We start from the raw sequence: 13,068 nt of genomic DNA, 5'->3' as shown, positions 1-13,068 counted from the left end.
CCACGCCTATTCCGCGTAGATCATCTTCCGCGTCATCCCGCCATCGGTGACGAATTCGGCGCCGGTGACGAAGCCGCTCTCTGGCCCGACCAGCCAGGCGACCAGCGCCGCCACATCCTCCACCCGACCGACACGTCCGGCCGGGTGCTGGGCGTGGTCCTCGGGCCGCAGGGCATCCCCCTGCGTGTCGATCCAGCCGGGACTGACCACATTCGCCCGCACATCCGGCCCCAGGCTGACCGCCAGCGCGTGGGTCAGCGCCAGCAGCCCGCCCTTCGATGCCGCGTAGCTTTCGGTATCCGGCTCCGACTGATGCGCGCGGGTGGAGGCCATGGTCACCACGGACCCCCTTGCCGCGCGCAGCATTGCTTCCGCGGCGCGCACCAGAAGGAAGGTCGCGGTCAGGTTGGTGGCGAGCACGGCGGACCATTCGGCCAGGCTGAGCTGCCCGATCGGCTTGCGGATCATGAAGCCGGCATTGGAGACCAGCGCATCCAGCCGGCCCTCCCGCTGGGCGATGCCATGCACCAGCGCGGCCACCGCCGCCTCATCGGCCACATCCGCCTGCACGAAACGCGCCGCCAGATCCGGCGCCGGGCCTTCGCGGTCGGCCGCCACCACGGTCCAGCCATCCGCCACAAGCCGCGCCGAGATGGCAAGCCCGATGCCGCGCGCCGCACCGGTCACCAGCGCTACCTTGCCCATGCCGGATCCTCCTGTGGCCGCCGGTCAGCCCAGCTTTGGCGCGCAATACAGGCGGTACAGGGTCTCCAGCACCGCCTCCACCTCCGGGCTGGCCAGGCGGTAGTGGATGGTCTGGCCGTCGCGCCGCGTCTCCACCAGGCGCAGATCGCGCATCCGCCCCAGATGTTGCGACAAAGCGGTGGGCGAAAGCCCGATCAGGGCGGCCAATTGGCCCACGGATTTCTCGCCCTCCACCAGATGGCACAGCGCCATCAGCCGCTTGCCATGCGCCAGCGCGCCGAGAAGGCGGGCTGCTTCCTCGGCCTTGGCGGCCAAGGTTTGCAGCGCATCGTCAGGCATCGCCATGGTCATCGCCATCTGCTCACCTTTGGGTGGTGCCGTCCGCTCAACCGGCATGCAGCCGCCCCGGAATTGGCAGGCCGAGGCGCAACGGCACCGGCCACACCTCGCGCAGCGTCCGCATGACCCGGAAGCCGGCCTCGACATAATTCGGCAGGGCGCGTGGGTGGTCGGCGGTGCAGGTGTTCACCGTCAGCAGGCGGGGGCTTTCCGCCCAGGCGCCATCAATGGCGTGGCGCAGCAGGGCGCGCCCCGCGCCGCGGCCGATGGCGTGCGGCATCAGCCCGAAATACGCCAGGTTGGTGCCGTGCTCCGCGCCGCGGCGTTCCAGCTCGTAGAAGCCCGCCGGCTCGCCGGCCTGGTACAGCACATGGATGCTGATCTCCGGCCGCTCCAGCAGTGCCGCGACCTCGGCATCCGGGGTGGTGCGGCGCAGCCACCAGACATAATCGCGGCCGACCGTGTCATACAGATAACGATAGAAGGGCACGGAACAGCGTGCCAGCCGCACCACGCTGCACCCGGGTGGGAAATCCGGCGGCGTGCCGGTGGGCGGCGCATCCATGCGGAGGAAGGTGACATCCACCTCGATGCGCTGCACCGGTTCTCGGATGCCGCTGCGCGCCGCCGTCGCCATGGTCAGTTGTCCAGGAAGCTGCGCAGCTTGCGGCTGCGGCTGGGGTGTTTCAGCTTGCGGAGCGCCTTCGCCTCGATCTGGCGGATACGCTCGCGTGTCACGTTGAACTGCTGGCCGACTTCTTCCAGCGTGTGGTCGGTGTTCATGCCGATGCCGAAGCGCATCCGCAGCACCCGTTCCTCACGCGGCGTGAGGCTGGACAAAACCCGCGTGGTGGCTTCGCGCAGGTTGGACTGGATCGCGGCATCCAGCGGGATGATGGCGTTCTTGTCCTCGATGAAATCGCCGAGGTGGCTGTCCTCCTCGTCACCGATCGGCGTTTCGAGGCTGATCGGCTCCTTCGCAATCTTCAGAACCTTGCGGACTTTTTCCAGCGGCATGCCGAGCTTTTCGGCCAGTTCCTCCGGCGTCGGCTCGCGGCCGATCTCGTGCAGCATCTGGCGGGAAGTGCGGACCAGCTTGTTGATCGTCTCGATCATATGGACCGGGATGCGGATGGTCCGCGCCTGGTCGGCAATGCTGCGGGTGATCGCCTGCCGGATCCACCAGGTGGCGTAGGTGGAGAACTTGTAGCCGCGGCGGTACTCGAACTTATCGACGGCCTTCATCAGGCCGATGTTGCCCTCCTGGATCAAATCCAGGAATTGCAGGCCGCGATTGGTGTATTTCTTGGCGATCGAGATGACGAGGCGCAGGTTGGCCTCGATCATCTCCTTCTTCGCCTGCGTCATGTCCCGCTCGCCGCGCGACACGGTCTGGTAGACGCGGCGGAAATCCGGCACCGGCAGGCCGGTATCGGCGGCCACGCGAGCGATCTCGGCGCGGATCGCCTCCGCATCGTCCTTCGACCGCGCGACGAAGGTCTTCCAGCCGCGGGTCTGCAGCTTGCTGATGCGCTCGAACCAGGCCGGATCCAGCTCGCTGCCGCGCCACTGTTCCAGGAATTCCTCGCGCTTGACCTTCTGAGCTTCCGCCAAACGCAGAACCTGGCCTTCCAGCGTAGTCTGGCGGCGGTTCAGGCCCTTGAGCTGGTCGACCAGCTCCTCGATCCGGTTGTTGTGGAGGTGCACCTTCTCCACCAGCGCCACCAGTTCCTGGCGCTGCTTCTCATAGGTCTTCTCGGAACGCTGGGAGTTCTCGCCGCCCGAGGTGTAGGCATCCATCCGCTTGGAGGACAGCTTCTGCAATTTGCCGAACAGGCTCTCGATCTGCTCGAAGGCGACCAGGGCTTCTGGCTTCAGCTTTTCCTCGAGCGCCGAGAGCGAAAGGCCCACGCCTTCGGCGGCCTCGTCGCCTTCCTCATATTCTTCCTCCGGCGGCGGCGTGCCTTCCGGGGTGTTGGCGCCGGCGGTGGCTTCCAGATCGATCACGTCGCGCAGCAGCATGCGGCCTTCCTTGACCGCATCGTGCCAGGCGACGATGGCCTTGAAGGTCAGCGGGCTTTCGCACAGCCCGCCGATCATCATGTCCCGCCCGGCCTCGATCCGCTTGGCGATGGCGATCTCGCCCTCGCGGGACAGCAGCTCGACGCTGCCCATCTCGCGCAGATACATGCGAACCGGGTCGTCGGTGCGGCCCAGATTGGCCTCATCGACATTGCCGCCGCTTTCTTCTTCATCCTTCTCGTCGTCGTCGGATTTGGCCGCAGGCTTCTCGGCCGCGGCCTCGCCATCCTCGCTTTCCTCGGATTCCACCACATTGATGCCGAGCTCATTGAGCGTCGCCATCGTGTCCTCGATCAGCTCGGAGGACACCTGTTCGGAGGGCAGTGCGGCGTTGAGTTCGTCATAGGTGACGTAGCCGCGTTCCTTGCCGCGGGCGATCAGCTTCTTGACCGCGGCCGTCAGGGTATCCAGCAGCACGCCTTCCACCGCCTCGTCGCGTCCTTCTGCCGTGTCGGCGCCATTCGCGGCCTTGCTCGCCATGCCTTTTCCGCTCCGTCAACGGCGCCCTGGCGAGGCCGGGCTTTTGCCCAACCTGCCCGCGCGAATTCGCCCGTTACCCGCGCCACCGCGCCCGCTCAATTACCACCCATGGCGTGCCCATCCTGTAATCCGGCCGGGCCGGCCGCATCCTCCGCCATTTCTCCGCGGTGCTGCGCTTCCAGCAGCATCGTCAGCCGGATGATCCGTTGCTGGGCGCGGGCCTGGGCGACCGGATCGGTCGCCTCGACCCAGGCGCGCCCTTCCCGGGCCTGGTCCTCCTCCAACTCCGCCCTGCCGCGCAGCAGGCCGTAGAAGTGCCACCATGCATCCAGCGCGTCCTTCGGCTGGGCATCGACGGAAGCGGCTTCCGGCACCCCGGCGCCCCGCAGCAGGCCGGTCGCAAGTTCCGCCATCCCACGGCCGGCGAGTTGGTCCATCAGCCGGGTTGAGTCAAGTTCATGGCCCTCCGCCAACCAAGCCAGCACGGCATCCCGGCACTCGGCCAATGCGGCATCGCCGAGATCCACCGCCGCGAAACATTCTTCCACTTCGCCCAGCAGCCAGGGATGGCGCAGCGTGATGGCCATCAGGGTCGAGGCCTGTTCGTTGCGCGTCCTCTCCCGCGTGATCGCCGGGCGGGCGCGCGGTGCGGCCGGCGGTTTGCGGCCCGCACCCAGGCCGCGGCCCGGCTGGGGCCGGCTGGCGGCGAAGAAACGGTCGAGCAGGCTGCGGCGATACTCCGCCGCCAGGGACTTGTCCGGGATGGCATTGGCCACCGCGGCCAGCCGGTTGCGCAGCGCCGCGCGCTGCTCCGGCGTGGTGGCGGGGCGGCCTTCCGTCAGCAGGGCGTACAGCGCCTCCGACAACGGCCTTGCGCCATCCAGCACCGCGGCGAAGCCGGCCGGGCCGCGGCGGGAGACCAGCGTATCCGGATCCTCCCCCGCCGGCAGGGTGGCCAGCTTCAGGCTGCGTTCCGTCGTCAGCAGCGGCAGCGCCGCCTCCGCCGCCTTGGCCGCCGCGCGGCCGCCGGCGGCATCGCCGTCGAAGCACAGCACCGGCTCCGGCGTCAGGCGCCACAACTCCTCCATCTGCTCCGCCGTCAGCGCGGTGCCGAGCGGCGCGACGGCGCCGGTGAAGCCCGCCTGGTGCAGGGCGATGACATCCATGTAGCCCTCCACCACCACCACCGGTGCGCCCCGGAAGGCACCTTCGCGCGCCAGGTCCAGGCCGTAGAGATTGCGGCGCTTGGAGAACAGGCTGGTCTCCGGCCCGTTGACGTATTTCGGCTGGCCATCGCCCAGGATGCGCCCGCCGAAGGAAATCACCCGGCCGCGCCGGTCGCGGATAGGGAAGATCACGCGGTTGAAGAACAGGTCGGAAAAGCCCTCGCCATCCTCGCGCTCGCGCACCAACCCGGCCTCGGCAAGCTGCTGCGGGGTGATGCCATCGGCCTTCAGCTCCGCCGCCAGCACGCCGCGGCCGCCGCCGGACCAGCCGAGGCCGAAGCCAGTGATGGTGTCCTCGCGCAGCCCGCGGCGCTTGAGATAGGCCAGCGCCGCCTCCCCCTCCGGCAGCCGCAGGCGGCGGCGGAAGGCGGCCTCGGCGGCGTCCAGCACGCCATACAGGTCGCGCGCCCGGCGTTCGCGGGCGGCGGCCTCGGGGGTTGCCTGGGGGACCTGCAGGCCGGCCTCGGCGGCCAGGCGTTCCACGGCTTCCGGAAAGCCCAAGCCCTCGGCCTGCATGACGAAGGTTATCGCATCGCCATGCGCGCCGCAGCCGAAGCAGTGGAAATGGTCGTCATAGACGTAGAAGGAGGGGGTCTTTTCCCCGTGGAAGGGGCAGCAGCCCTTCCAGTTCCGCCCGGATTTGGTCAGCCGCGTCTTCCGCTGAATCAGCGGGGCCAGCGGAGTCCGCGCACGCAGCTCCTCGAGGAAGTTGGGGGGCAGGGCCATGGGTGCTGACCCTATTAGCACCGGACCCGGCTGGGAGAATGGGCGCGGCGCGAATTCTTCGCCCGCGCCGGCGGATCAGCCGCCCAGCGCCGCCTTCACCAGCGGCCCGGCCTTGGCCATGTCCAGGCTGGCGGCGTGCTTTGCCCGCAGCACGGCCATGACCTTGCCCATGTCCTTCACGCTGCTGGCGCCCGCTTCGGCCACCGCGTCCTGCACCGCAGCCTGCATCGCGGCATCATCCATCTGCTGCGGCAGGAAGGATTCAATGATGGCGATCTCCGCCTCCTCCTTCTCCGCCAGTTCGGGGCGGTTGCCCTGGCGGTACATTCCGGCGCTTTCCGTGCGGGACTTCACCATGCCGCGCAGCATGGAGATGATCTGGTCATCCGGCACCTTCTCCACGCCCGATGGCCGCGCGGCGATGTCGGCGTCCTTCAGCTTGGCGGTGATCATGCGGATGCCGGAGACGCGCGCGGCTTCCTTGGCCAGCATCGCGGTCTTCAACTCGGCGGTGAAACGGGTGCGGAGGTCGTCGGCCATAGGGGTTCTCCTTGTCAGCGCGCTGTAGCATGACGGGCCGATTGGGAAAAATATTCCCGGGGCGCGATCCCGCTTGTCCTGGGAAGAAAATTCCCACATTCTGTCGCCATGCGAACCGTCGAAGAGATCATCACCCTGATGGGTGGCCCGGAAGCCGCGGCCCAGCGCCTCGGCATCGGCACGGAGGCCGTGCGGAAATGGCGCCAGGCCCGCGCCGTGCCGGCCAAGCACTGGTCCGCCATCCTGGCCGCCACCGGCCTCAGCCTGACCGACCTGCCCCAAGGGGATACCACCCCCCGCCCCGCCCCGCATCCGGAGACCCGCCCCGTGAGCCAGACCGACACCCCCCCGACTGGCGCGACCGCCGCCCTGGTGCTGGCCGATGGCAGCGTGTTCTGGGGCCGCGGCTTTGGCGCGCAGACCACCACCGTCGCCGAGATCTGCTTCAACACCTCCATGACCGGGTACCAGGAGGTGCTGACCGATCCCTCCTACGCCGGCCAGACCATCTGCTTCACCTTCCCGCATATCGGCAATGTCGGCGCCAATGCGGAGGATATCGAGGCGATCACGCCCGCCGCGCGCGGCCTGATCGTGAAGCAGGACCTGACCGAGCCCTCCAACTACCGCGCCACGCGGCATCTGGATGACTGGCTGAAGTCGCATGGCGTGCCCGGCATCGCCGGCATCGACACGCGCGCGCTGACCATCCGCATCCGCGACGGCGGCGCGCCGAACGGCGTGCTGGCGCATCCGGCCGACGGAAAATTCGACATCGCGGCGCTGGTGGCGCAGGCCAAGGGCTGGCCGGGGCTGGAGGGGATGGACCTGGCGAAGGAGGTCACGACCCGGCAATCCTATAGCTGGGACGAGGCCGAATGGGCCTGGGGCCAGGGCTACGCCACCCAATCCGCGCCGCGCTTCAAGGTGGTCGCGGTGGATTATGGCGCCAAGCGCAACATCCTGCGCTGCCTGGCCGCCGCCGGCTGCGCCGTGACGGTGGTGCCGGCGACTGCCACCGCCGAGGATATTCTGGCGCACAAGCCGGATGGCGTGTTCCTGTCGAACGGCCCTGGCGACCCCGCGGCGACGGGTGAATATGCCGTGCCGGCGATCCGCGGCGTGCTGGAGACCGGGCTGCCCGTCTTCGGCATCTGCCTCGGCCATCAGTTGCTGGCGCTTGCTTTGGGCGCCAAGACCTTCAAGCTCGACCGCGGCCATCGCGGCGCCAACCAGCCGGTGAAGGAACTGGCGACGGGCAAGGTGGAGATCACCTCGCAGAACCACGGCTTCGCCGTGGACGATGCCAGCCTGCCGGACGGCGTGACGGTAACGCATCGCAGCCTGTTCGACGGCTCCAACGAGGGCATCGCAAGCAGCACGAAGCCGGCGTTTTCGGTGCAGTACCATCCGGAGGCTTCGCCGGGGCCGACGGACAGCCACCACCTGTTCCAGCGTTTCGTCGGGATGATCGAGATGCGGAACGCTCGTTAAAGTGCGGAAAGGCGGCTCTGATAGTGATCAAGCGTTGGACAAGTCATGAGCTTCGGCGTGCAATATTTGCGACGCTTTACCTGCATTTAATTGAAGACACACGCAGCATTTGGTCCCTCTCCGATTTGAGTAATTTTCTCGGAAGTCGTGCATCTCTATATATGCTGCGCATGATAATCGACGATTTAAATAATAGCGGATTTCTAAGGAGTTATTCTGGCGAAGACGTGGAGTTTTTACCCAAAGGTCTTTCTGCAGCAGAACAAACTTTGGTCGACCACGATGGCGCAATAAGGACCCTTGAACAACTTGGGGTAAGAATCTCAAGGCAAGTTGATGAAGACACAGCAGTTGATTCGGAGGCAGCGGCCGGCGTTTCAGAGGCTTGGGAACCTCTTCCACTGGATAGGGATTCATACGATTTCAAATCGGCGGTAGAGAACACAGAAAATTTGATAGAGCGTGTGCGCGGGGACAATGGTTTTGCTGTGGCGAAGCCTCAACAACACGCAGGTATGCTTTGGTCTTTGCAGACAGGCCTGCAAGCTCTGAGAGCCGCTTGCCCGTCCAAAGCTCAGCTCGCCGCACTGCTTTTGGCTCCCATGCGATGGCTAGTAGAGAACTTTACAAAAAACGCTGTTGGCGAATTAGCAAAGCAGGCCGGGCAACAAGTCGCCAGGTTAATCGGTTGGACAAACTAAGACAAACCCCATGCCCTCCCCTGAAACCCTGCTGATCTTCGCCGCCCTGTCGCTTGGCCTCGCGGTCACGCCCGGGCCGAACATGATCTATTTGATCTCGCGTTCCCTCGCGCAGGGTACCGGGGCGGGCATGGTGTCGCTGGTCGGCTGCCAGTTCGGGTCCTTCACCATCATGGTCTGCGCCGCCGCCGGCATCACCGCGGCGCTGCTGGCCGTGCCCTATGCCTGGGACATTCTGCGGCTCGGTGGCGTCGCCTACCTTCTGTACCTCGCCTGGCAGAGTGTGCGGCCCGGTGGGCAGCCGATCTTTGCCGCCCGGAAAATGCCGCGGGAACCGCGGGCGCGGCTGTTCTGGGTGGGGTTTGCCACCGCGGCGCTGAATCCAAAGGTGGCGCTGTTCTACATGGCGGTGCTGCCGCCCTTCCTGGATCCGGAGCGGGGCAACCTGTTCCTGCAGGCCGCCATCCTCGGCTTAGTGCAGATCGCCATCTGCACGGCGTGGGACGCGGTGCTGGTCTGGGGCGCCGCGGGGGCCGCGCGCTTCCTCGGCGAGAACCCCACATGGATGGCGGTGCAGCGCTGGGTGCTCGGTGGCGCGCTGGCATTGCTGGCCGTGAAGCTCGCAACGGAAGGCCGCGCCACATGATCACCTTCGCCTTCGCGCTGTTCGCGCTCGCCTATTCGGGCCTGGTGCTGTTCACCGTGGCATCATCCCTCCGTCGGCTGACGTCCCCGATGCGCGCCGCGCTTGGCGCCTTCGCGCTGTCCGTTGTGGTGCATGGCGCGACGACCTTGCTGCTGGCGGAGGAAGCGCCGCTGGCCGTGTATTTCTGGGGCATCCCCCATTTGCTGATCCTGCCGCTGCTGCTGCTGAGCGCGCGGCGCCAATCCAACTCGACCGGAGCCTGACATGCCGAAGCGCACCGACATCAAATCCATCCTGATCATCGGCGCCGGCCCGATCGTCATCGGCCAGGCCTGCGAATTCGACTATTCCGGCGCCCAGGCCTGCAAGGCGCTGCGCGCCGAGGGCTTTCGCGTGATCCTGGTGAACTCCAACCCGGCCACGATCATGACCGATCCGGGCCTGGCGGATGCCACCTATATCGAGCCGATCACGGTGGAGATGGTCGAGAAGATCATCGCGAAGGAACGCCCCGACGCGCTCCTGCCCACCATGGGCGGCCAGACCGCGCTGAACACCGCACTGAAGCTCGATGCCGCGGGCATCCTGACGAAATACGGCTGTGAGCTGATCGGCGCCAAGGCGGACGTCATCGACAAGGCGGAGGACCGGCTGAAGTTCCGCGATGCCATGTCCAAGATCGGCATCGAAAGCCCGAAATCCGCCATCGCCCATTCCATGGAGGAAGCCCGCGCCGGGCTCGATCTGGTCGGCCTGCCCTGCGTCATCCGCCCGAGCTTCACCCTCGGCGGCACAGGCGGCGGCATTGCCTATAACCGCGAGGAATTCGAGCAGATCGTCACGGCGGGCCTCAGCGCCTCCATGACCACGGAAGTGCTGGTCGAGGAAAGCGTGCTGGGTTGGAAGGAGTATGAGATGGAGGTGGTCCGCGACAGCGCCGACAACTGCATCATCATCTGCTCCATCGAGAATCTGGACCCGATGGGCGTGCATACCGGCGACTCTGTCACCATCGCCCCGGCGCTGACGCTGACGGACAAGGAATACCAGCGGATGCGCGATGCCTCCATCGCGTGCCTGCGGGAGATCGGCGTCGATACCGGCGGGTCCAACGTGCAGTTCGGCATCAACCCCGTCGACGGCCGCATGGTGGTCATCGAGATGAATCCGCGCGTTTCGCGTTCCTCCGCGCTGGCCTCGAAGGCGACGGGTTTTCCGATCGCCAAGATCGCGGCAAAGCTGGCGGTGGGCTACACGCTGGACGAGCTCAAAAACGACATCACCATGGTCACGCCGGCCAGCTTCGAGCCGACGATCGACTATGTCGTGGTGAAGATCCCGCGCTTCACCTTCGAAAAATTCCCGGGCACGCCGGCGACGCTGACCACCAGCATGAAGTCGGTCGGTGAGACCATGGCGATCGGCCGCAGCTTTGCCGAGGCCTTGCAGAAGGGCCTGCGCGGGCTTGAGACGGGGCTTTCGGGCCTCGATGAAATCGAGGTGCCCGGCGATGGCAGCCACGCCGCCATCCGTACCTCGCTGGCCACGCCAAAGCCGGACCGTTCGCTGGTGATTGCGCAGGCGTTGCGCGCCGGCATGTCGGTGGAGGAGATCCACGAGGCCTGCCGCTTCGACCCCTGGTTCATCCGCGAGATTGGCCGGATTGTCGATGCCGAGACGCGCGTCAAGGCCGAGGGCCTGCCGAAGACCGCGGATGGGTTCCGTGCGTTGAAGGCACTCGGCTTTGCCGATACGCGGCTGGCCAAGCTCACCGGCAAGACCGAGGCGCAGATCTTTGCGGCACGTGACGCGCTCGGCGTGCATGCGGTGTTCAAGCGCATCGATACCTGCGCGGCGGAATTCGCCTCCGACACGCCCTATATGTATTCCACCTACGAAGGCGGCTTCGGCGCGCCGGATTGCGAAAGCCGGCCCACAGCTCGGAAAAAGATCATCATCCTCGGCGGCGGCCCGAACCGCATCGGCCAGGGTATCGAATTCGACTATTGCTGCGTCCATGCCTGCTACGCGCTGCGCGATGCCGGTTACGAGACCATCATGGTCAACTGCAACCCGGAGACGGTCTCCACCGACTACGACACCTCCGACCGCCTGTATTTCGAGCCGCTGACGGCGGAGGACGTGCTGGCGATCTGCCGCAAGGAACAGGAATCCGGCGAGCTGCTGGGCTGCATCGTGCAGTATGGCGGCCAGACGCCGCTGAAGCTGTCCCAGGCACTGCACAAGGCGGGCATCCCGATCCTGGGCACCTCCGCCGAGGCCATCGACATCGCCGAGGACCGCGAGCGCTTCCAGCTTCTTCTGAAGTCGCTCGGCCTGAAGCAGCCGCAGAATGGCATTGCGCGCGACCTGAACGAAGCCCTCGTCGAGGCTGAGCGCATCGGCTACCCGGTCGTCGTGCGCCCGTCCTACGTGCTCGGCGGCCGTGCCATGGAAATCGCCTACAACAAGGAACAGCTCCGCCGCTTCGGCGCGGAAGCCGTGAAGGTGTCCGGCGAGAACCCGATCCTGATCGACCAGTATCTGGCGGACGCCATCGAGGTCGATGTGGACTGCATCGCGGACGAAACCGGCGATGTCTATGTCGCTGGCGTCATGGAGCATATCGAGGAAGCCGGCATCCATTCCGGCGACAGCGCCTGCTCCCTGCCCCCCTATTCCCTGCCCCCCGCCATCATCACCGAGTTGAAGGCGGAGACGGAGGCGATGGCGAAGGCCCTCAAGGTCAAGGGCCTGATGAACGTGCAATACGCGGTCAAGGACGGCGAAATCTTCGTGCTGGAGGTGAACCCCCGCGCCAGCCGCACCGTGCCCTTCGTCGCCAAGGCCACCGGCATCGCGGTGGCCAAGATCGGCGCGTTGGTGATGGCCGGCGCGCATCTGAAGACCTTCGGGCTGGATGATACCGCCGTCTCCCGCCACGTCGCGGTCAAGGAAGCCGTCTTCCCCTTCAACCGCTTCCCGAATGTGGACGTCATCCTCGGCCCGGAGATGAAGTCGACCGGGGAGGTGATGGGCCTCGATTTGTCCTTCGAGAAAGCCTTCCTGAAGTCCCAGATGGGCGCGGGCGTGAAGCTGCCGGAGGCCGGGACGGCCTTTCTGTCGGTCAAGGATGGCGACAAGGCCGGCGCCGTCACCCTCGCCCGCCGGCTGATCGAGATGGGGTTCAAGGTGCTCGCCACCCGCGGCACCGCGGCCCGGTTGCGGGAGGTCGGGCTGGATTGCGCGGTGGTCAACAAGGTGGCCGAGGGCCGGCCGCATTGCGTGGACGCCATCAAGTCGGATGCCATCCAGCTTGTCATCAACACGGCCAGCGGCGGGCAGAGCGTTTCTGACAGTTTCGATATCCGTCGCAGCGCCCTGACGCACGGTGTCCCGCACTACACGACACTGGCCGGCGCGCGGGCCGCGGTGCACGCCATCGCGGCGCTGAAGGGCGGAACCCTTGATGTGACGCCCCTGCAAGCCTACTTTACCCGTTCATTCTGAGCGGGCGGGGCGGGGGCAGCACCCCTTCCCCGCCTCGCCTGTTTCAGCGCGCCCCGCGATCCGCTTGCAAAAGCCCAGCCCCATCCGGGACACTGGGCCAAAGGCAGGACCGGGCGCGGGATGCCCGGAGGAAGGACGCGACGTGCAGAAGTTCCCCATGACCGCGGAAGGCCTGGCTCGACTGACGGAGGAGCTGCGTGAGCTCAAGGTCGAGGAACGACCTGCCGTGATTCGCGCGATCGCGGAGGCGCGTGCCCATGGCGATCTGTCCGAGAACGCCGAATACCACGCCGCCCGGGAACGCCAATCCTTCATCGAGGGCCGCATCGCGGAACTGGAATCCGTCATCCCCTCCGTCGAGGTGATCGATCCCACCAGCTTCAGCGGCACCAAGGTGCTGTTCGGCGCCCACGTCACCGTGGTGGATGAGGAGACGGAGCAGGAGAAGACCTACCGCATCGTCGGCCAGTATGAGGCCGACATGAAGAACGGGTCGATCTCCAACTCCTCACCGCTCGCCAAGGCGCTGATCGGCAAGAAGGTCGGCGACAGCGTCGAGGTTCCCGCTCCGGGCGGCGCCAAGGTGTATGAGATCGCCGGCGTCCGCTTCGTCTGACCC

Annotated in this window: 12 protein-coding genes; 6 read left to right on the top strand and 6 right to left on the bottom strand. The window is 66.5% G+C overall.

Going from position 1 to position 13,068, the window contains the following annotated elements; all coding sequences use genetic code 11:
* Positions 1-6: 6 nt before the first annotated feature.
* The 6 genes from ACFHNC_RS16275 to ACFHNC_RS16250 form a co-directional block, all read right to left on the bottom strand.
* Positions 7-705 (bottom strand): SDR family oxidoreductase, encoded by a 699-nt coding sequence (locus ACFHNC_RS16275; protein ID WP_437170282.1) that lies wholly within the window; start codon positions 703-705, stop codon positions 7-9.
* Positions 706-729: 24 nt separating this feature from the next.
* Positions 730-1,050 carry an ArsR/SmtB family transcription factor gene (locus tag ACFHNC_RS16270; RefSeq protein WP_437170281.1) on the bottom strand — a complete coding sequence of 107 codons (321 nt, stop codon included), beginning with the start codon at positions 1,048-1,050 and terminating at the stop codon, positions 730-732.
* 40 nt (positions 1,051-1,090) lie between these two features.
* Entirely contained in the window at positions 1,091-1,681 is a 591-nt protein-coding gene (locus tag ACFHNC_RS16265; RefSeq protein ID WP_437170280.1) for a GNAT family N-acetyltransferase, read from the bottom strand.
* A gap of 2 nt (positions 1,682-1,683) precedes the next feature.
* On the bottom strand, positions 1,684-3,606 hold the full coding sequence (rpoD, locus tag ACFHNC_RS16260) for an RNA polymerase sigma factor RpoD (RefSeq protein WP_437170279.1): 1,923 nt from the start codon (positions 3,604-3,606) through the stop codon (positions 1,684-1,686).
* 95 nt (positions 3,607-3,701) lie between these two features.
* Positions 3,702-5,558, bottom strand: a complete 1,857-nt coding sequence (gene dnaG, locus ACFHNC_RS16255; RefSeq protein WP_437170278.1) for a DNA primase — start codon at positions 5,556-5,558, stop codon at positions 3,702-3,704.
* Between the two features lie 75 nt (positions 5,559-5,633).
* Complete coding sequence (locus ACFHNC_RS16250; protein ID WP_437170277.1) at positions 5,634-6,098, bottom strand: GatB/YqeY domain-containing protein; 465 nt, start codon at positions 6,096-6,098, stop codon at positions 5,634-5,636.
* A gap of 108 nt (positions 6,099-6,206) precedes the next feature.
* On the opposite strand from ACFHNC_RS16250, the gene carA reads away from it, so the two are divergent.
* From carA to greA, 6 genes are all read left to right on the top strand, one after another.
* Positions 6,207-7,592 (top strand): glutamine-hydrolyzing carbamoyl-phosphate synthase small subunit, encoded by a 1,386-nt coding sequence (gene carA, locus ACFHNC_RS16245; RefSeq protein WP_437170276.1) that lies wholly within the window; start codon positions 6,207-6,209, stop codon positions 7,590-7,592.
* Between the two features lie 23 nt (positions 7,593-7,615).
* Positions 7,616-8,293, top strand: coding sequence for a hypothetical protein (locus ACFHNC_RS16240; protein ID WP_437170275.1), 678 nt, complete (start codon positions 7,616-7,618; stop codon positions 8,291-8,293).
* 10 nt (positions 8,294-8,303) lie between these two features.
* Positions 8,304-8,939, top strand: coding sequence for a LysE family translocator (locus tag ACFHNC_RS16235; protein ID WP_437170274.1), 636 nt, complete (start codon positions 8,304-8,306; stop codon positions 8,937-8,939).
* The gene (locus ACFHNC_RS16230; RefSeq protein ID WP_437170273.1) at positions 8,936-9,202 is read left to right on the top strand and encodes a hypothetical protein; all 267 of its coding nucleotides are present in this window, start codon (positions 8,936-8,938) and stop codon (positions 9,200-9,202) included. The genes ACFHNC_RS16235 and ACFHNC_RS16230 overlap by 4 nt, the downstream gene beginning before the upstream one ends.
* A 1-nt stretch (position 9,203) precedes the next feature.
* A complete protein-coding gene (gene carB / locus ACFHNC_RS16225) occupies positions 9,204-12,449 on the top strand; it encodes a carbamoyl-phosphate synthase large subunit (protein WP_437170272.1) in 3,246 nt (1,081 codons plus the stop codon).
* 142 nt (positions 12,450-12,591) lie between these two features.
* On the top strand, positions 12,592-13,065 hold the full coding sequence (gene greA, locus ACFHNC_RS16220; RefSeq protein ID WP_437170271.1) for a transcription elongation factor GreA: 474 nt from the start codon (positions 12,592-12,594) through the stop codon (positions 13,063-13,065).
* The last annotated feature ends 3 nt before the right edge of the window (positions 13,066-13,068 follow it).

Source organism: Falsiroseomonas sp. E2-1-a4 (assembly GCF_051433165.1).
Classification (GTDB): Bacteria; Pseudomonadota; Alphaproteobacteria; order Acetobacterales; family Acetobacteraceae; genus Falsiroseomonas.
Note: the sequence above shows the minus strand (reverse complement) of the source record. Positions and strands in the feature narration are given on the sequence as shown.

Coding starts and splice junctions, on each gene's coding strand:
- ACFHNC_RS16275 (WP_437170282.1), bottom strand. CDS start 705: ATGGGCAAGGTAGCGCTGGTGACCGGTGCGGCGCGCGGCATCGGGCTT.
- ACFHNC_RS16270 (WP_437170281.1), bottom strand. CDS start 1,050: ATGGCGATGCCTGACGATGCGCTGCAAACCTTGGCCGCCAAGGCCGAG.
- ACFHNC_RS16265 (WP_437170280.1), bottom strand. CDS start 1,681: ATGGCGACGGCGGCGCGCAGCGGCATCCGAGAACCGGTGCAGCGCATC.
- rpoD (WP_437170279.1), bottom strand. CDS start 3,606: ATGGCGAGCAAGGCCGCGAATGGCGCCGACACGGCAGAAGGACGCGAC.
- dnaG (WP_437170278.1), bottom strand. CDS start 5,558: ATGGCCCTGCCCCCCAACTTCCTCGAGGAGCTGCGTGCGCGGACTCCG.
- ACFHNC_RS16250 (WP_437170277.1), bottom strand. CDS start 6,098: ATGGCCGACGACCTCCGCACCCGTTTCACCGCCGAGTTGAAGACCGCG.
- carA (WP_437170276.1), top strand. CDS start 6,207: ATGCGAACCGTCGAAGAGATCATCACCCTGATGGGTGGCCCGGAAGCC.
- ACFHNC_RS16235 (WP_437170274.1), top strand. CDS start 8,304: ATGCCCTCCCCTGAAACCCTGCTGATCTTCGCCGCCCTGTCGCTTGGC.
- ACFHNC_RS16230 (WP_437170273.1), top strand. CDS start 8,936: ATGATCACCTTCGCCTTCGCGCTGTTCGCGCTCGCCTATTCGGGCCTG.
- carB (WP_437170272.1), top strand. CDS start 9,204: ATGCCGAAGCGCACCGACATCAAATCCATCCTGATCATCGGCGCCGGC.